The sequence below is a fragment of the Rhizobium sp. CC1099 genome (assembly GCF_029714385.1).
In the GTDB taxonomy this organism is placed as follows: domain Bacteria; phylum Pseudomonadota; class Alphaproteobacteria; order Rhizobiales; family Rhizobiaceae; genus Rhizobium.
In genome coordinates this window covers 3,191,893-3,209,194 of the sequence record NZ_CP121641.1, presented here as the reverse complement: position 1 = coordinate 3,209,194, position 17,302 = coordinate 3,191,893, and the positions used below count along the sequence as shown (strand labels likewise).

The following is a 17,302-nucleotide window of genomic DNA, read 5'->3' as shown; positions in this document are numbered from 1 at the left end:
TGGTATATCCCTATAAGTGGAAAAACCGGCCCGGGAAACCCCGGACCGGTCTTCAACATCCAGACAATCGCCTTACTTCGCGGGAACCTGCAGCTCCTTGCCGACCATCAGGCGACGCGGATCGGGATCGCCGTTGGCTTCGGAGATTTTCTTCCAGAGCTCGCCATCGCCGTAAAACTGCTTGGCAAGATCCCAAAGGGTATCACCTGCGGCGATGACATGGCTTGCCGGCGTCACCGCAGCCGGTGCGCTGGCAGCTGGCGCAGTTGCGGCTGGAGCTTGAGCGGATGGAGCAGCCGGCGCGGCAGGTGCAGCGGTCGCAGCCGGGGCGGCTTCCGCTATGCGGCCGTCGGTGTAGGGCTTGTAAGGGTTATGGGCTGCCAGATATTCGACCGTCACGTCGGCGAGATCCGGACCGAAGTCATAGGCATTCTTGCCGGCTGTTTCGAAGATCGAATAGCCATCCCCGCCGGCGCGCATGAAATTGTTGGTGACGACCCCGTAGGTCTTGGCCGGATCGATCGGTGCGAATTTGTCACCCTCCTTGACCTCAACGCCGCTGACGCGGCTGCCCGCCGGCTTCGACTTGTCGAAGCTGTACTTCAGGCCGGCGACCTGCGCGAAGCGGCCGGCGCCCTCGTCGATCTGGCTGACACCGTTTTCTAGCGCCGTGACGATGTCTGCGCCCGTCAGCTGGAAGGTGGCCACCGTGTTCTGGAACGGCAGCACGGTGATGACTTCGCCCTGGGTGATATCGCCGCCGTCGATCGAGGCGCGAAGGCCGCCGCCGTTCTGGATGGCGATCTGTATGCCCTGGTTCTTCGTGCGGTCGAGCATGGCATCGGCAACGAGGTTGCCCATCGAGCACTCCTTGACGCGGCAAACGGTGCGGTCGCCCTCGATCGGGGCTTCGGACGAGCCGATGACCTTCTTGCGGAGTTCTTCGATCGGTTTCGCCAGTTCCTGGATACGGGCAACAAGGGCCGGGTCGGGCGTGAAGGAGGAGTCGATCAGGATCGGATCGCCCTTGGCGCTCTTGACGACGCCGCTGTCGTCGAAGTCGACAACGAGATCACCGAGATACTTGCTGTAGGATGCCGCCTGCACGACGGGCACCTTGTAGCCGCCCGGATTGTCCACCATCGTCGGGTAGGGGCCTTCCGCCTTCGGATCGGTGTTCGAAAGCAGGCTGTGCGAGTGGCCGCCAACGACGACATCGACATCCGGAATCTTGGCGATGGCTGCGAGATCGCGCGGATAGCCGACATGGGTGAGCGCGATGATCTTGTTGATGCCCTGGGCCTTCAATTCCTGGACAGCCGCGCTGATCGTCTGGACGTCCTCGGCAATCATCACTTTGGGGCCGGGAGAGGAAAGCTCTTCGGTATCATTGGCCACGGCGCCGACGATGCCGATCTTCTGCCCGCCGACATCGAGCACCAGCGAAGGCTTGATGCGATCGCCGAGCTTCGAGCCGTCCGCGGCAAGGACGTTTGCGGAAATAACCGGGAACTGGACCTTGTCGAGGAAGGCGGCGAGGCCGTCTTCGCTGTCGTCAAATTCATGGTTGCCGACGGTCATCACATCGAACTTCATGGCGTTCAGCATCTCGGCTTCCGCAGTACCTTTGTAGGTCGTGTAAAAGAGCGAACCCTGAAAGTTGTCGCCGGCGTTCAAAAGCAGGACGTTCTGGCCGGACAGCGCCTGGCGGCGCTGGTCGATCGCGGTCTTCAAGCGGGCGGCGCCGCCGAAGCATGCGTTCTTGCCTTCGTCCTCCGCCGAGCAGGTGGAATCGAACTTGTTGATCGACTCGATGCGTGAATGGAAATCATTGATATGAAGAATATTGAGCTGGTAGTCCGCGAAAGCTGCGCCAGCGCTAAGCGCCAGCATCGATGCGGTCAACAGACCGAAGCTAAATGACTTGGTCATACTGTTCTCCTGATTTAATGGCGAAGCCCCGTACCCCTGACTTCGTCCTTCCCTTACTCGTTTGGCGGCTACCCGGCGTGCGGATGTTTTCATCAACGATGACCGACCGCAAGTGCAAAAAAGCTGTTGTTCTCGGGGTGCTTTCCAAGAGGCAAAAACGAAAAAAGCTCCCGCAAAGGAGAGCTTCTTCATTAAAAGCGGGGGAAATTACATGCGGCGCGTCAACGTGAATTGCGAACCTGCATCCGAGGTGCAGTTCAGCTGACTTTGGTTGACGAGCGCGCAATTGACCTTCGACTGCGTCTTGCGAACCAGCGATGTCATGCTGATTTCGACCAGTGACGGTGAGGTGTTGATATAGGTGCCGGACGCGAGCAGCTGGTTGCTGTCGGTCGTGCGGGTGGTGAAGGTGCCCGCCTGGAAGGTAGAAATGATGCCGTTCGGATCGGCCCAGGAACCCTCGACGCCGGTCGGCGCAGCGCGTGTCGCTACCGGCATGGGGCGGTCTGAGACGCAGGCGGCAAGCGCTGCTGCAGCACCCGCAAGGACGAGAATGTTTCTGAACGTCATATGGTTCTCCCGGCGATTCGGAGCGGACTCTATCCGCGAAAGTCTTGAAAAACATGGCGCGAGCCCGCCGCCATGGCAAGCCTCCTGCAACGATGAAGCGAAATTACGCGGCAGGCGTTACAAAAATGCCCGCCTTTCGGCGGGCATCGATGCGGATTTGAATGCCCGGTTACGCACGAACCAGGATGTTCTTGAACTGCCAGGGATCCTTGGTGTCGATGTCTTCCGGGAAGAGGCCCGGACGACCATTAAGCGGCGTCCAGTCGGTGTAGTGACCTTCAACCGGGCCGAGATAAGGCAGCTGCACTTCGAGGCAGCGCTTGTAGTCGATCTCGTCGGCTTCGACGATACCGGCCTTCGGGTGTTCGAGAGCCCAGACCATGCCTGCGAGAACGGCAGAGGTCACCTGCAGGCCGGTCGCATTCTGATAGGGCGCGATGCGGCGGGTTTCTTCGAGCGACAGGCGCGAGCCGAACCAGTAGGCGTTCTTCTCGTGGCCGTAGAGGAACACACCGAGTTCGTCGATGCCGTCCTCCAGTTCGTCTTCGTCGAGAACGTGGTGGACCGGCTGCGACGTGCCGCCGTTACCGAACATCTCATGCAGCGACAGGATCGCATCGTTGGCCGGATGGTAGGCATAGTGGCAGGTCGGGCGGAACGTGACTTCGCCATCCTTGTCGCGGACCGTGAAATAATCGGCGATCGAAATCGACTCGTTGTGAGTGACAAGGAAACCGTATTGCGGACCGGGCGTCGGGCACCAGGTGCGCACGCGGGTATTGGCGCCCGGCTGCTCCAGATAGATCGCGGCCTTGCAGCCCTTTTTCTGCTTCTTGGCGTTCTTCGGCATCCAGTTTTCATGGGTGCCCCAGCCGAGCTCTGCGGGCTGCATGCCTTCGGAGATGAAGCCTTCGACCGACCAGGTATTCCAGAAGACGTTGAGCGGCTTCGGATGCTTGGTGCGCTGCGTGTCGCGTTCGGCAATGTGGATGCCCTTGACGCCGACCTTCTTCATCAGCTTCGCCCAGCCTTCACGGTCGTGCTGATCCGGCTCGTCGAACTTCACGCCGATTTCGTTGGCGAGGTTGACAAGCGCCTGCTTGACGAACCAGGACACCATGCCTGGGTTTGCGCCGCAGGTGGAAACGGCGGTAGCACCGCCAGGGTTCTTCGCCTTTTCCTTGCGGACGGTTTCGCGCAGCGCATAGTTGGTGCGGTCGGCGTTCTTCATGTTCTTGTCGAAATAGAAGCCGAGCCAGGGTTCCACGACGGTGTCGATATAGAGTACGTCGAGCTTGCGGCAGAGCTTCATGATGTCGAGCGAGCCGGTATCGACCGAGAGATTGACGCAGAAGCCTTGACCGCCGCCTTTGGTCAGAAGCGGCTTCAGGAGATCCTTGTAATTGTCCTTCGTCACGTATTCTTTGATGTGGAGGACACCGTACTTCTTCAGGATCTCCATGTCGGCCGGCTCGTCGCGCGGGTCGATGACAACCATCCGGCTCTTGTCGAATTTGAAGTGGCGCTCGATCAGCGGCAGCGTGCCGCGGCCGATGGAGCCAAAGCCGATCATCACGATCGGACCGGTAATTTCGGCATATACCGGGTGGGTCTGTTCCGTCATTCTTTTCTCCTATGGAAGGTGACGAAGGCGATGAACCTTTAAGAATTCTTCTGAAATGGCGCGAGAAATGCGAGGTGACCGGCTCTAACCATAAATCGGCGTCACAATAAAGAGCGTTTGGGCCGGAAATGGATTTATCAGCGCGCGAACATGCGCAAGCTCCGCACCGAGCTCGGCCTTGTGCAGCGTCAGCCCCTTTGTAGGAGACTCTAGTTTTTCAGGATATCCAGCCCCTCGGCCACCGTCGTCACCGCGACTTCCGTGATCTCATATTCTGCAACGCCGTGAACCATGAATGGATCGGCGGCGACATAGGCCTCGATCTCGGTACGATTGCCGATAGCGAGGATGACGCCGCCGGTGCGGGGAACCTTGCGGCCGGAGGCAAGGAACCAGCCTTTGGCATAGCCTTCCTTGACCCAGGCCATATGCGGCTCCATGTGCTTATCGGCCTCTTCGTTCGGCTTCACATAGGTGAGCGCCAGCATGAACATGGCAAAATCCTTCCGGCCTATCGTTGCGGATCTGTTGAATATTCGATTGGAACGTTGCCATCCATCTTCTTTTTAGGATTTGCGCGGCTTAGATGAAAAGCCGTGCAGGGATGAGGCCGCGGAGCGAATTTCCAACGTAGATCTGGCCGTTGTTCAAATCGTCCAGCCGGATGCGACCGACGCGGGCTTTGCCCTGACAGATCAACTCTGTGCGCAGCACACCAGCGAGCAGGCCGCAGGAAATCGGCGGGGTGCGAAGGATGCCGGAACCATCGCCGAGGAAGACTGAAGTGATCGTGCCTTCGCAGACGTCGCCGCGTTCGTTCAGCATCAGCACTTCGTCCGCCTGCTGCGGCGTGTATTCGGCGCGGGCGGCTTCGTAGAGCGTGCGGCGGGTGGTCTTGATCCGCAGCAGCTTGTCGGCGCTGTCGAGGCGGGTCGAAGCGATGCGGATGTTCCACACCGTGCCGGGCGCAAGCGGTGTGAAAGGCGCGGTCGTGACGTCTATGCGGCCCTGCGCATCGAAGGTCAGCCGGATGCGCAGAGCGCCCGTCGCGCCTTGGACGGAGGCATTGAGCTCATCGAGCGCATGTCGCGGCTCGGCAAAGCCGATCCGCCGGGCCGAGCGCGTCAGACGGGCAAGATGCAGCCGCAGGCGCATGAAGCCGGTCCCCGGTTCAAAACGCAATGTCTCAATCAGCGAGAAGTCGCTCATCGCGCGATTTCCTGGTCGCCGATCGCAAAACGCGCCTTGAGCAGGCATTCTTCATATTCGGCTTCCGCAGTGGAATCGAAGACGATGCCGCCACCGACATTGAAGATTGCCCTGCCGTCCGCAAAAAGGCTGATCGTGCGGATCGCAACCGAAAAGCGCATGGCGCCTGCCGGAGAGATCATGCCGATCGCGCCGCAATAGGCGTCGCGTGGCGTGTCTTCGAGTTCGTGCAGGATGTGCATGGCGCTGAGCTTCGGTGCGCCGGTGATCGAGCCGCAGGGGAAGAGGGCGGCGAAGATATCGCGGATGGAAAGGTCGGGAAGAAGTTTCGCCTGCACATGGCTTACCATTTGGTGCAGTGTGGGGTAGGTCTCGATCTCGAAGAGCTTCGGAACATCGAGCGTACCGACCTCCGTGATGCGCGAGATGTCATTGCGAAGCAGGTCGACGATCATCCGGTTTTCGGCTTGTGTCTTTATATCGTGACGCATCGCCGCGACAATGGCGGCATCTTCGGCCGCATCGGCGCCGCGCTTGGCGGTGCCTTTCATCGGATGCGTCTCGATCCAGCCTTCCTCGTCCGTCCGGAAGAAGAGCTCGGGAGAGCGGGACAGGATGACGGGGCCGCCGAGATCGACGAGCGCACCGTATTTCACCGGCTGACGTTCGATCAGCGACCAGAGGGCCGCGCGCGGATCTCCATTCCAACGTGCTTCGATGGGCATCGTGAGGTTTGCTTGATAGCAATCGCCCTGGCGCAGATGCCGATGCAATCGGTCGAAGCGCTCTTTGTATGCGGGGAATGCCCAAGCGGCTTTGGGCGCTGTCAGGAATTCCTCGTTGTCGAGACGCTGTTTCGGCTGCGCGAGCGGACGACCGTCCTTCTGCGGGGCGTCGAAGATGCCGAAGCAGAGCAACGGCGTCTGCCTGTTCTCTTCCACGAAGCCCGCGAGTTTTTCCTCGAAGAGATAGCCCGCTTCGTAAGATAGATATCCTGCCAGCCACTTTCCGTCCGTCTTGGCCGTCTCCATCTGCGCGAGGCCGGCGAAGAATTCGGCACGCGTCCGGGCGATGATGATCTCGGCGGGATCGGCGAAGAGCATGACTTCGCCGGTCGTGTCGTCGCGGAAGAGGATGCAAGACTGAGAAATTGTCATCCGCGCTCCCATTTGCTGAGACCGGTCGCTCCGGATTTCCTCATTGCCGTGCTTGTCACAGGGTTCCAGCCCCGGCGCATCCGCGTCGCGAATGACTTTTTTCGTTTCAAAGAGTCTCCCGCTCCCAAGGCCTTGGGTGCACTGGATTCCTGTGACAAGCACAGGAATGAGGGAGAAGGGGTTGCCTTCATCATTCCTCGTAAGCGTTGCACAATGCCGCCTGGCTGCTTGCACCGACGGCCGAAGCTCAAGGTCAGGGCTTTCGGTTAGCCCCTGACCCGGAGCTGCGTCTTAAGCCTTATCAAGCGCTTCCAATTCATCGATCAGCCCCTCAATCATCGACAGGCCCTTGCTCCAGAACGACGGATCGGTGGCGTCGAGGCCGAAAGGCTTCAGGAGTTCAGAGTGATGCTTGGTGCCGCCGGCCTTCAGAAGCGCGAAATATTTGTCCTGGAAGCCCTTGTCGGCTTTGCGGTAGACGGCATAGAGCGAGTTCACCAGGCAGTCGCCGAAGGCATAGGCGTAGACATAGAAGGGCGAGTGGATGAAGTGGGGGATATAGGCCCAGTAGGTCTCGTATCCCTCGGAGATCCTGATCGCCGGACCGAGGCTTTCCGACTGAACCGAAAGCCAGAGTTCGCCGATATCCTCGGCGGTCAGTTCGCCTGCCTTGCGGGCCGTGTGAAGCTCGCGTTCGAATTCGTAGAAGGCGATCTGGCGCACGACCGTGTTGATCATGTCCTCGACCTTTTGGGCGAGCATCGCCTTGCGCTCGCGCTTGTCCGTCGTCTTGTCAAGCAGCGCGCGGAAGGTCAGCATCTCGCCGAAGACGGAGGCGGTTTCGGCAAGCGTCAGCGGGGTCTGGCACATCAGCGCGCCCTGTGCACCGGCCAGCACCTGATGAACGCCGTGGCCGAGTTCATGGGCAAGCGTCATCACATCCCGCGGCTTGCCCATGTAGTTGACCAGCACATAGGGGTGCGCTGAGGGAACCGTGGGGTGAGAGAAGGCGCCGGGCGCCTTGCCGGGACGCACGGGCGCGTCGATCCATTGCTCGTCGAAGAAGCGCTTGGCGATGGCCGCCATTTCCGGCGCGAAATTGCCGTAGGCCGAAAGAACGGTGTCCTTCGCTTCGCCCCAGGAAATCACTGCATTGGAGGTTTCCGGCAAGGGCGCATTGCGGTCCCAGAAATTCATCTGGTCCATTCCGAGCCACTTCGCCTTCATCTTGTAATAGCGGTGCGAAAGGCGCGGATAGGCCTGCTTGACGGCAGCTGCCAGCGCATCGACCACGTCGCGCTCGACGCGGTTTGCCAGATGACGGCTGTCGGCGATATCCTCGAAGCCGCGCCAGCGGTCGGAAATATCCTTGTCCTTGGCAAGCGTATTGGTGATCAACGTGAAGGTGCGGATATTCGCCTTGAAGGTTTCGGCGAGCGCCATTGCCGCCTTGCGGCGCGCTTCCGGATCCTCGTCCTGCAAAAGATTGAGCGCGACTTCGAGCGGCACTTTCTCGCCGTCGATATTGTAGCGGAGCTCGGCCATGGTCTCGTCGAAGAGGCGGTTAAACGCAGCCGCACTCGTCATCGACTTTTCGAGAAAGAGCTGTTCCAGCTTGTCTTCCAGCTGGTAGGGCTTGTCCTTGCGCAGGTCGATCAGCCAGGGGCGGTAATGGCCGGCCTCAGGGTCGTTTGCCATGCAGGCGTCCATCACCGCGTCGTCGATGCGGTTCAGCTCCAGCGCGAAGAAGAGAAGGTGGCCGGAGAATTCGGTGATCTTCGCCTGGACGTCGCCGTAGAGCTTGCCGTTTACCGGGTTGGTCGTATCGGAGAAATAGGTGAGGCCGGCAAAAGAGCCGAGACGGCCGATGAGATCGTCGAGCGCCTCGTATTCCTTCAGCGCCTCGCCGATGCCTCCAGCGCCTTTTTGGGCCGCTGCATCGGCAAGTTTGCCTTTCCATTTTTCCTCGAAGGCGAGCGCGTTGCGGCCTGCCTTTTCCATGTCGCTGGTGAAGGCGGTCGAGGTGGCGGAAGGGTAGAGATCCTGCAGCTTCCAGACCGGGAGGTCGCCGAGCGCCGGATCGGTCGCGGCCGAGGCAACTGTTGCCGAAAAATTAAGACCGGCGCCGGGGAGCACGAAATTCATGGCTGGGTTCCTCTTCCTCATTTCGAACAGGTCTGACTGTCTAAGCGCCGGAAGGCCCCGTATCAAGGGGTTTTCGGGATGCTGGAGGCCCCGCTTCGATACGGATTCGGTATCGCCACAATCGTTAAAATGCAATTATTTCTCAAAACTGGATGTTCAAGCCTTTCTGCCAGAGTGCCCGCAGGTTTCGCATGAAGTGAGGCGACAATGACCGGTTATAGTGAGCTCAAGGGTGCAGGGCAGATTCTCGTGGTCGAGGACGACCCGGTGCAACGCCGTCTGCTGAAGAACGCAATCGAGCGTCACGGGCATGTCGTCCATCAGGCTGAGAACGGCCGCATCGGCCTGGAGATGGTGAAGCGCGACAGTGGTCTCTTCAACGTCATCCTTCTCGACCTGATGATGCCGGAAATGACCGGCCTCGAATTCCTCGAAGCGCTCCATGAACTCGGCACGCAGATCCCGGTGATCGTGCAGACCGGGCAGGGCGGCATTGAAACGGTCGTGCAGGCCATGCGTGCCGGCGCCTTCGATTTCGTGGTCAAGCCCGTTTCACCGGAGCGCATCGCAACCTCGATCGCCAACGCAATGAAGCTGGACCAGCGCGAAGTGCGGGCCCGCTCGGGTCGCCGTTCGCGCTCCGGCCTCGTCGGCTTCGACGACATTGTTTCGGCAAGCCCGGCGATGATCCGCGTCATCGATCTGGCGCAGCGAGCGGCGCAATCCAACATTCCGGTCGTGCTCGAAGGCGAGTCCGGCGTCGGCAAGGAGCTGGTTGCGCGTGCCATCCAGTCAGGCGGCGACCGCTCGGGTAAGCCCTTCGTCACGGTGAACTGCGGCGCCATTCCGCACAACCTCGTCGAGAGCATCCTCTTTGGCCATGAAAAGGGCGCGTTCACCGGTGCAACCGAGCGCCATACGGGCAAGTTCATGGAGGCCGACGGCGGCACGATCTTCCTCGATGAAATCGGCGATCTGCCGCTCGACGTGCAGGTCAAGCTGCTGCGAGCCGTGCAGCAGGGCGAAGTCGAGACCGTCGGCGCACGCACGGCGCACAAGGTCAATGTCCGGCTCATTTCCGCGACGAACAAGGACCTGATCGAGGAAGTGAAAAACGGCCACTTCCGCGAAGATCTCTATTATCGCCTCAATGTCTTTCCGATCACCATTCCGGCGCTGCGCAAGCGCAAGGAGGACATTCCGAATCTGGTGCGCGTCTTTGCCGACCGCTTCTCGTCCGAACAGAAAAATGGCCATCGCATGACGGTCAGCGCGGGTGCGTTGGCATTGCTGACGGCCTATGACTGGCCGGGCAACATCCGCCAGCTCGAGAACGCGATCTTCCGCGCCGTCGTGCTCGCCGAAGGCCACGAGCTCAGCGAAGCGGATTTTCCGCAGATCGCTGCCCAGCTGCCGCAATATGACGTGGTCGATCACCTGGCGCTGGTTGCCGACAATACATATCGCGAGCACGAGGTGGAGTTTGCGGAATTTCACGTTCCGCAGGTCTCTGCGAGCGAGTCACGCGGGCACCACGACGAGATGCCGGAGAATGCGATCGCGAGCGTCAATCCGGCGGGCGAGGTGCGCAAACTTGCCGATGTCGAGGAAGAACTGATTCGATTCGCGCTTAAATTCTATCGCGGCCAGATGAGTCAAGTGGCCAGAAAACTCGGCATCGGACGCTCAACGCTTTACAGAAAGCTCAAGGATTACGGCATCGATCCCGACAATCCCCAGAAAGATGCGGCATAAGCGGCGTTCCATTAATATTCCCGCAAGCATGTTTTGTTACCCGATATAAACTACTTGTTAGTCGATCGTTGACTATGTAAAGAAAAGGTTGATCGAGTGTGGCATTTTTGCCATCGTGTCACCGCAATTGACAGTCATTGGGACATTTCGGGGACCTGGGCAGTCTGACGGGGATTGAGTTTGCCGGATCTGAATGAGAACACCAAGCCTTCGCGCTTGAGCTGGCGTACAGTGTGCGCCGACATTGGCGGAAAGGCGGTTAGGACGGCCATGGCTGTCCTTCTCGCACTCGCGGTTTCCTCACCAGTATTCGTTGGCACGCCGTCCGAAGCAGCGGGCGAAACGCGCAGTCTGAAACTCTACTTCATCCATACCGGCGAAAAGGCCGTCATCACCTACAAACGCAATGGCAGGTTCGACCCGAAGGGTCTTGGGCAGCTGAATCGATTCCTTCGCGACTGGCGCAAGAACCAGCCGACGAAGATGGACCCCCATCTTTTCGATCTGATCTGGGAAGTCTACCGCCAGAGCGGTTCCAGGGACTACATCAACGTTGTCTGCGGCTTCCGTTCGCCCGCCACCAATTCAATGCTCAAGTCCCGTTCGCGCAATTCCGGCGTTGCCGAGAAGAGCCAGCATATGCTCGGCAAGGCGATGGACTTCTTCATTCCGGATGTGAAGCTTGCAAAGCTGCGTGCGATCGGCATGAAAATGCAGGTCGGCGGCGTTGGCTTCTATCCGAAGTCCGGTTCTCCCTTCGTGCACATGGATGTCGGCGGCGTTCGCGCCTGGCCGCGCATGAGCCGCCAGGAGCTGGCGCAGCTTTTCCCGAACGGCAACACCATTCATATCCCGTCGGACGGCAAGCCCCTGCCGGGCTACCAGCAGGCGATGGCCGAGTATAAGCGCCGGGTCAGCACCAATCAGCTTGTCATGGCAAGCGGCGGCGATGCCGAGACGAGAAAGCCGAAGACATTGTTCGCTGCACTCTTTGGCGGCGGCGCAGACGAGGAAGAGGATAGCGCGGAGGATTCCGCTCCGGTCGCCGTTGCAAGGGCAACGCCGCCGAAGGCCGAAGCGCCTGCTGCCGCGGCTGAGCCGCAGCCGACTGAGGTTGCCGCCGTGAATGCACCGGTGCCCCAGGTTCGTCCAGCCTTTGCCGGTCAGCTTGCCGGCGGCGAAGTTGCAAATGCTCTCGTTTCACCGAATTCCGGCAATGCTGCACAGCAGGCCCTTGCCGCTGCCACCGAAGAGCAGGGCCAGCCGCAGCAGTTCGCCGATCTCAGCGCCTATCACGTTCCGGTTCCCTCGCTGCTTGGCCCGCGCAACGCGCCAGGTGATGCGGAAGTCGCATCCAACGATCCGATGGTTCCAACCCCGGCCGAACGTCCGGCGGTCGCCGAAAATCTGCTTGCGGCGGCAGTAATCGATCCGCAAGCGGATGCGGACGAAGCCGAAGCGGACCGGCTTTCTCCGGCACTGGCTCAAGCGCTTGATCAGAACAATGCAGTTGATAGGCGGGTGGCTGCCCTTGCGCCGGCCACCGTCGAGCAGGCCATCAGCGCAGCGATGCCTGCCGCCAAGCCGGCTGAGAATAAGGCACCGGTGCAACTTGCCGCACTCGCTCCTGTCAAATCCGCAAGCTTCGGCGACGCCTTCGACCTACAGCAGATTTCCGAAGACTCCACTGCCAATGGCGTTGCAACCAAGGGCGGGCGCCCGACGAAGGAGGCTGCTGCCGCTGCCGACGCAAGCCGCGCGACGGTCCGTACCGAGCCGAAGCTGACCCAGAAGATAATTTCGCAGTGGGCGCTGACCAATTCCCGCATGGAAATGATCACGAAGCCGGTCAAGGCACCCCGTTTCGTCAGCCAGACGCTTCGCGCCCAGCCGACCGCCGTCTACGCCGAAGGCTTCAACGTCAAGACCGCTTCCATCGATCCGGCCCGCTTCAGCGGCTCGGCGGTGAACTTCATGGAAGTGCGCAAGTTCAATACGAACTGAGCGAATCAATCAAAATGAACGACAGGCCGCCGGAGAAATCCGGCGGTCTTTGTTTATGCGCTGGGCACATCCTCCCGCACTGGAGGCGGGAGGATTGATGGCCCGAAGGATCAGGCCTTCAGGAAGTCGAGTACGTCCTTGTTGAAGCGGTCGGAATGCGTCTCAGCAAGACCGTGGGGAGCGCCCTGATAGACCTTGAGAATAGAGCCCTCGACGATCTTCGAGGACTCCAATGCGGAAGCACCGATCGGCACGATCTGATCATCGTCGCCATGAATGATGAGCGTCGGCTTGTCGATCTTCTTGAGGTCGTCGGTGTAATCGACCTCGGAGAATTCGTGGATGCAATCCAGCTGCCCCTTCAATCCGCCCATCATTCCCTGCATCCAGAAACTGTCGCGGATGCCTTCGGAGAACGTCGCGCCATCGCGATTATAGCTGTAGAAGGGCGTCACGAGATCCTTGTAGAACTGCGAGCGGTTTTCGAGCGTGCCCTTGCGGATGCCATCAAAGACTTCAAGCGGTAAGCCGCCGGGATTCTTGTCGGTCTTGACCATCAGCGGCGGCACGGCGCCCACCAGCACGACCTTGGCGACGCGCTTCGTGCCGTGGCGGCCGAGGTAATGGGTGACTTCGCCGCCACCCGTGGAGTGGCCGATCATGATCAGGTCCTTGAGGTCGAGCGTCTCGATCAGTTCGGCCAGGTCGTCGGCGTACTGGTCCATGTGGTTGCCATCCCAGGTCTGGCTCGAACGGCCGTGGCTGCGACGGTCATGTGCGATGACGCGGTAGCCGTTATTGCCGAAGAAGACCATTTGCGCATCCCAGGCGTCGGCCGAAAGCGGCCAGCCGTGGGAGAAAAGAATAGGCTGGCCCTTGCCCCAATCCTTGTAGAAAATCTCCGTTCCGTCCTTCGTGGTAATCATCGACATGATTTGAGTTCCTCTTGAGCAGGGTTGATTTTCGCTTCGGCTTTGATCTCGGCGCCATGCGAGGCACCGGATGGGCGTGAGCGAAGCTCGCGGCTTCGCGCATGTCTGAATAGGAATGCATGCATTGTGTGTGCGACACGCAGCAAAGAAAAAACGGCAGCCACTCGCTACAATTAAGTCAAATAACTGAATATTAAGCGGAACCGGACGCGGCTCCAGTATGCGGCGGAGGGATATTATCGCGCCGGATGCAAAGCACAATGGGAAAACAGCGGGCTAATTCCAAAGCATGATTCAAAAAGCCGCCGGGGTAAATCCGGCGGCTTTGAAAACTGCCAACGGCAATCCTCAGCCTTCCGGCGGGGACTCGATCATGCCGAGCGCGTGCAGGTAGGTATCGAGGATGGCTTCCTCTTCCATGCGCTCTTGCTCGTCCTTCTTGCGAAGGGCGACGACCTTCTTCAGGATCTTGGTGTCGAAACCCATGCCCTTTGCTTCGCCGTAGACGTCCTTGATATCGTCGGCGATGGTCTTCTTTTCTTCTTCCAGCCGTTCAATGCGCTCGATGAAAGCGCGAAGCTGATCGCGGGCGACGCCATGAGCATCGGACATCGTGTTCTCCTGATTTTCTCGTCTTGAATTCGGTGGGGAGTGACTGCCGCGAAGCTGCGCCGCGGTCAAGTCCAATCGGGCGTCATGAACCTATTTGTGCGGCTTGTTCAGTTCAAATGCAGTTTTTTGTGCGTCCGAGGCCTCGTTCTGGTGCAGGTTTTTCCAGTCTTCGTAGGGCATGCCGTAGACGATCTCGCGCGATTCGTCCTTCGACAGCGGCACGCCCTCAGCCTCGGCGGCTTGGCGATACCAGTTCGACAGGCAGTTGCGGCAAAAACCCGCGAGATTCATCAGGTCGACATTCTGAACGTCGCTCCGTTCGCGCAAATGCGCGACAAGGCGGCGGAAGGCGGCGGCTTCGAATTCGGTCTGCTGTTCCTTGCTGAGTGCGGTCATCTCGCTCTCCTTCATTCGTAAGGGCCGGTGCGCGACACATGGACATCGTATTCGTGCAGCGCCGGATCGGCATTCATGGCCGCGAAGATCGGAGCCAGGCGTTCGGCCCATTCGCAAATGCCGGCCTCGTTTCCGATCAGGTCCTGACGGATCTCGAGCAGCGCATGCGGTATGCCGGTGACCATGCAGTGCCGGTACATCGTATCGCCTTTGAGTGCGCCGTCATACGGCTCGTTGTCGCCGACCATCAGATCGGGATCGCGGCTCAGCATGTCAAGCAGAGGGGCGACGGCGCGGTGGTCGCTGTCCCAGAGGACGGCGGCATGCCATGGCCGCGGTACGCCTTTCCAGGCAGGCGTGTAGGAATGAAGCGAGAGCACGAGCGGCGCCTTGCCGGTCGCGTTGGCGACCTTGTCGATCGTCTTGGAAACGGCACTGTGATAGGGCCGGTGGAAGGCCTCGATGCGGTAGTTCCACTCCTCATCCGTGATCGGATGATTGCCAGGAATGATCGCGCCGTCGGAAATCTTCATGATCAGCGTCGGGTCGTCCTCGCCGCGGTTCGGGTCGATTAGAAGCCGCGAAAAGCCGCCAAGAACGGCCGGAACCCCCAGCCTCGCGGAAAGCTCCCGCACCAGGCCTTCGATGCCTATGTCATAGGCGATATGGCGGGAGAAGACGGATTCGGCAAGCCCGAGCCTATCATACCGTTCAGGCAGGCGGTTCATCGCGTGATCGCCCAGAATCACCATGCCGCTGTCATGATTTCCAGGTAGAATTTCGAAGGATTGGAAGGGATTCATCAGGGAATTGCCGATCGTCATTTGGCGCTCGCCGTCACTGATCGCATGCACATGCTGCAGGTTCAAGCGCAATGCGCACCAGCCCGCGGCAAGTCAGTGATCACGAGCAGGTTATGAAAGGAATATAATCGATTAGCATCGCGTTGACATTCGTTTGATGGCGGCGCAAGAAGGCACGGACAACGAATAACCGTGGGAGCCATTCGGAAGCCGTGTTGATGCAAGCCGCACCAAGTTTCCTCACCCGGTCCGGGATTGCCCGTTTCGCCTTATTTGCATTCGCTGCCCTCTCACCGTTTTTCGCTGCCGATGTTGCGCGCGCCGATCTTCGCGTCTGCAACGGCACGCAGAACCTTGTGGGTGTGGCGATCGGATACCGTGCCAAGGACGGGTGGATCACGGAAGGCTGGTGGCAGGTCCCGGCAACGACCTGCGCGACGCTGATCGAAGGAGAATTGCAGTCGCGATACTATTACCTCTACGCAGAGGATGCCGCCCGGGGGGGACGTTGGACGGGTGACATCCAGATGTGCGTAGCGGAAAACGAGTTCAAGATCGCGGGCGTGCAGGACTGCTATGCCCGCGGTTATCAGAGGATGGGATTCAAGGAATATGACACGGGCCGCCAGGGCAGCTGGATGGTTCAACTTTCCGACACTCCCGGCACGCAAGAAAGTCCGAATTGATGAAGCGTAACCGCAAAGTGAAAATCCTCGCGACGCTCGGCCCCGCCTCGAGCGAAGAAGCGATGATCGAAAAGCTGCACCAGGCCGGTGCCGACGTTTTCCGTATCAACATGAGCCATGCAAGCCATGACCTGATGCGCACTCTGATCCAGCGTATTCGCGCCGTCGAGGCCCGCTCCGGCCGTCCGATCGGCATCCTGGCCGATTTGCAGGGGCCGAAGCTTCGTGTCGGCAAGTTTGCGGAAACCAAGGTTGAACTAAAGCCGGGCCAGACCTTTACGCTCGACAACGATGACGCACCCGGCGATGCAAGCCGTGTCTTCCTGCCGCATCCGGAAATTCTTGAAGCCGTCAAGCCCGGCCACCGTCTGCTGATCGATGATGGCAAGCTCGCATTGCGCGCCGAAAAGTGCGACGGAAAGAGCATCGTTACGACGGTCATTTCCGGCACGAAGATATCGGACCGGAAGGGCATCAGCCTTCCAGACACACTGCTCGGCGTCGGCGTTCTGACGGACAAGGACCGTACCGATCTTGATGCCGTTCTGGCGACCGATGACGTCGACTGGGTCGCGCTCTCTTTCGTCCAGCGCCCGGAAGATCTCGCGGAGGTCCGCAAGATCGCCAGGGGTCGGGTCGGCCTGATGTCGAAGATCGAGAAGCCCCAGGCAATCGAGCGCATCGAAGAAATCATCGAACTCTCGGATGCCTTGATGGTCGCCCGCGGCGATCTCGGCGTCGAGATGCCGCTCGAATCCGTTCCGGGCATCCAAAAGCAGTTGATCCGCGCCTGCCGCCGCTCCGGCAAGCCGGTCGTCGTCGCGACCCAGATGCTGGAATCGATGATCTCCGCGCCGGTGCCGACACGCGCCGAAGTCTCGGACGTCGCGACCGCCGTTTTCGAAGGCGCCGATGCCGTCATGCTTTCGGCTGAATCCGCCTCGGGCGACTATCCGGTCGAAGCCGTTGCGACGATGGCGTCGATTGCCAGCGCCATCGAGCGCGAACCGCATTATCCGGGCATCATCTATGCCCAGCGCGCCCAGCCGGAAGCAACCGGTGCCGATGCGATTTCTCTCGCCGCCCGCCAGATTGCCGAGACGCTGAAGCTTTCGGCGATCGTCTGTTACACCTCGTCGGGCACCACGGGCCTGCGCGCTTCGCGCGAGCGCCCGCAGGTGCCGGTTCTGGCGCTCTCGCCGATCATCAAGACAGCCCGCCGGCTGGCGATCGTCTGGGGCCTGCACTGTGTCGTCACGCATGACGCGACCGATCTCGACGACATGGTCAACCGGGCCTGCCGCATCGTCGCCGGCGAGGGTTTCGGCAAGCCGGGCGACCGTATCATCATTTCGGCCGGCGTGCCGCTCGGAACGCCGGGCGCCACCAACATGCTCCGTATCGCCTATATCGGCTCCGACGGCCAAAGCGGCATGTGATCCGTTCGCGTTGGCTCGAACCAGCTCGCTGCCTCGGA

Annotated in this window: 15 protein-coding genes; 4 read left to right on the top strand and 11 right to left on the bottom strand. The window is 60.1% G+C overall.

Going from position 1 to position 17,302, the window contains the following annotated elements:
• Positions 1–72: 72 nt before the first annotated feature.
• The 7 genes from QA644_RS16145 to QA644_RS16115 form a co-directional block, all read right to left on the bottom strand.
• The gene (locus QA644_RS16145) at positions 73–1,932 is read right to left on the bottom strand and encodes a bifunctional UDP-sugar hydrolase/5'-nucleotidase (RefSeq protein ID WP_239596979.1); all 1,860 of its coding nucleotides are present in this window, start codon (positions 1,930–1,932) and stop codon (positions 73–75) included.
• Between the two features lie 207 nt (positions 1,933–2,139).
• Positions 2,140–2,502 (bottom strand): outer membrane lipoprotein Omp10, encoded by a 363-nt coding sequence (gene omp10, locus QA644_RS16140; protein ID WP_027508040.1) that lies wholly within the window; start codon positions 2,500–2,502, stop codon positions 2,140–2,142.
• A 169-nt stretch (positions 2,503–2,671) separates the two neighbouring features.
• Positions 2,672–4,126 carry a homospermidine synthase gene (locus QA644_RS16135; RefSeq protein WP_283069521.1) on the bottom strand — a complete coding sequence of 485 codons (1,455 nt, stop codon included), beginning with the start codon at positions 4,124–4,126 and terminating at the stop codon, positions 2,672–2,674.
• Between the two features lie 209 nt (positions 4,127–4,335).
• Positions 4,336–4,620, bottom strand: a complete 285-nt coding sequence (locus QA644_RS16130; RefSeq protein ID WP_239596983.1) for a YciI family protein — start codon at positions 4,618–4,620, stop codon at positions 4,336–4,338.
• A gap of 88 nt (positions 4,621–4,708) precedes the next feature.
• Positions 4,709–5,335: an aminotransferase class IV family protein gene (locus QA644_RS16125; protein WP_283069518.1), complete on the bottom strand. Its 627-nt coding sequence runs from the start codon at positions 5,333–5,335 to the stop codon at positions 4,709–4,711.
• Positions 5,332–6,492 (bottom strand): aminodeoxychorismate synthase component I, encoded by a 1,161-nt coding sequence (locus QA644_RS16120; RefSeq protein WP_283069517.1) that lies wholly within the window; start codon positions 6,490–6,492, stop codon positions 5,332–5,334. Before QA644_RS16120 ends, QA644_RS16125 begins: the two co-directional genes overlap by 4 nt.
• A gap of 291 nt (positions 6,493–6,783) precedes the next feature.
• Positions 6,784–8,637: a M3 family oligoendopeptidase gene (locus QA644_RS16115; RefSeq protein ID WP_283069515.1), complete on the bottom strand. Its 1,854-nt coding sequence runs from the start codon at positions 8,635–8,637 to the stop codon at positions 6,784–6,786.
• Between the two features lie 207 nt (positions 8,638–8,844).
• Here QA644_RS16115 and QA644_RS16110 point away from each other — a divergent pair, with 207 nt between their 5' ends.
• Positions 8,845–10,392: a sigma-54 dependent transcriptional regulator gene (locus tag QA644_RS16110; protein WP_194728175.1), complete on the top strand. Its 1,548-nt coding sequence runs from the start codon at positions 8,845–8,847 to the stop codon at positions 10,390–10,392.
• 180 nt (positions 10,393–10,572) lie between these two features.
• Positions 10,573–12,396 carry a DUF882 domain-containing protein gene (locus tag QA644_RS16105; protein ID WP_283069512.1) on the top strand — a complete coding sequence of 608 codons (1,824 nt, stop codon included), beginning with the start codon at positions 10,573–10,575 and terminating at the stop codon, positions 12,394–12,396.
• A gap of 110 nt (positions 12,397–12,506) precedes the next feature.
• Here QA644_RS16105 and QA644_RS16100 read toward each other — a convergent pair whose 3' ends face one another.
• From QA644_RS16100 to QA644_RS16085, 4 genes are all read right to left on the bottom strand, one after another.
• Entirely contained in the window at positions 12,507–13,328 is an 822-nt protein-coding gene (locus tag QA644_RS16100; protein WP_283069510.1) for an alpha/beta hydrolase, read from the bottom strand.
• Positions 13,329–13,676: 348 nt separating this feature from the next.
• On the bottom strand, positions 13,677–13,940 hold the full coding sequence (locus QA644_RS16095) for a DUF2312 domain-containing protein (RefSeq protein WP_003585771.1): 264 nt from the start codon (positions 13,938–13,940) through the stop codon (positions 13,677–13,679).
• 90 nt (positions 13,941–14,030) lie between these two features.
• A complete protein-coding gene (locus QA644_RS16090; RefSeq protein WP_074069639.1) occupies positions 14,031–14,336 on the bottom strand; it encodes a DUF1244 domain-containing protein in 306 nt (101 codons plus the stop codon).
• Positions 14,337–14,347: 11 nt separating this feature from the next.
• Positions 14,348–15,139 carry an N-formylglutamate amidohydrolase gene (locus tag QA644_RS16085; protein WP_283072405.1) on the bottom strand — a complete coding sequence of 264 codons (792 nt, stop codon included), beginning with the start codon at positions 15,137–15,139 and terminating at the stop codon, positions 14,348–14,350.
• Between the two features lie 218 nt (positions 15,140–15,357).
• On the opposite strand from QA644_RS16085, the gene QA644_RS16080 reads away from it, so the two are divergent.
• Complete coding sequence (locus QA644_RS16080) at positions 15,358–15,825, top strand: DUF1036 domain-containing protein (protein ID WP_283069507.1); 468 nt, start codon at positions 15,358–15,360, stop codon at positions 15,823–15,825.
• On the top strand, positions 15,825–17,264 hold the full coding sequence (gene pyk, locus QA644_RS16075) for a pyruvate kinase (protein WP_283069505.1): 1,440 nt from the start codon (positions 15,825–15,827) through the stop codon (positions 17,262–17,264). Before QA644_RS16080 ends, pyk begins: the two co-directional genes overlap by 1 nt.
• Positions 17,265–17,302: the final 38 nt, after the last annotated feature.

What these genes read in the sequence shown, in the direction of transcription:
- QA644_RS16145 (WP_239596979.1), bottom strand. Translation starts at nt 1,932, where the DNA reads ATGACCAAGTCATTTAGCTTCGGTCTGTTGACCGCATCGATGCTGGCG.
- omp10 (WP_027508040.1), bottom strand. Translation starts at nt 2,502, where the DNA reads ATGACGTTCAGAAACATTCTCGTCCTTGCGGGTGCTGCAGCAGCGCTT.
- QA644_RS16135 (WP_283069521.1), bottom strand. Translation starts at nt 4,126, where the DNA reads ATGACGGAACAGACCCACCCGGTATATGCCGAAATTACCGGTCCGATC.
- QA644_RS16130 (WP_239596983.1), bottom strand. Translation starts at nt 4,620, where the DNA reads ATGTTCATGCTGGCGCTCACCTATGTGAAGCCGAACGAAGAGGCCGAT.
- QA644_RS16125 (WP_283069518.1), bottom strand. Translation starts at nt 5,335, where the DNA reads ATGAGCGACTTCTCGCTGATTGAGACATTGCGTTTTGAACCGGGGACC.
- QA644_RS16120 (WP_283069517.1), bottom strand. Translation starts at nt 6,492, where the DNA reads ATGACAATTTCTCAGTCTTGCATCCTCTTCCGCGACGACACGACCGGC.
- QA644_RS16115 (WP_283069515.1), bottom strand. Translation starts at nt 8,637, where the DNA reads ATGAATTTCGTGCTCCCCGGCGCCGGTCTTAATTTTTCGGCAACAGTT.
- QA644_RS16110 (WP_194728175.1), top strand. Translation starts at nt 8,845, where the DNA reads ATGACCGGTTATAGTGAGCTCAAGGGTGCAGGGCAGATTCTCGTGGTC.
- QA644_RS16100 (WP_283069510.1), bottom strand. Translation starts at nt 13,328, where the DNA reads ATGTCGATGATTACCACGAAGGACGGAACGGAGATTTTCTACAAGGAT.
- QA644_RS16095 (WP_003585771.1), bottom strand. Translation starts at nt 13,940, where the DNA reads ATGTCCGATGCTCATGGCGTCGCCCGCGATCAGCTTCGCGCTTTCATC.
- QA644_RS16090 (WP_074069639.1), bottom strand. Translation starts at nt 14,336, where the DNA reads ATGACCGCACTCAGCAAGGAACAGCAGACCGAATTCGAAGCCGCCGCC.
- QA644_RS16085 (WP_283072405.1), bottom strand. Translation starts at nt 15,139, where the DNA reads ATGAATCCCTTCCAATCCTTCGAAATTCTACCTGGAAATCATGACAGC.
- QA644_RS16080 (WP_283069507.1), top strand. Translation starts at nt 15,358, where the DNA reads ATGCAAGCCGCACCAAGTTTCCTCACCCGGTCCGGGATTGCCCGTTTC.
- pyk (WP_283069505.1), top strand. Translation starts at nt 15,825, where the DNA reads ATGAAGCGTAACCGCAAAGTGAAAATCCTCGCGACGCTCGGCCCCGCC.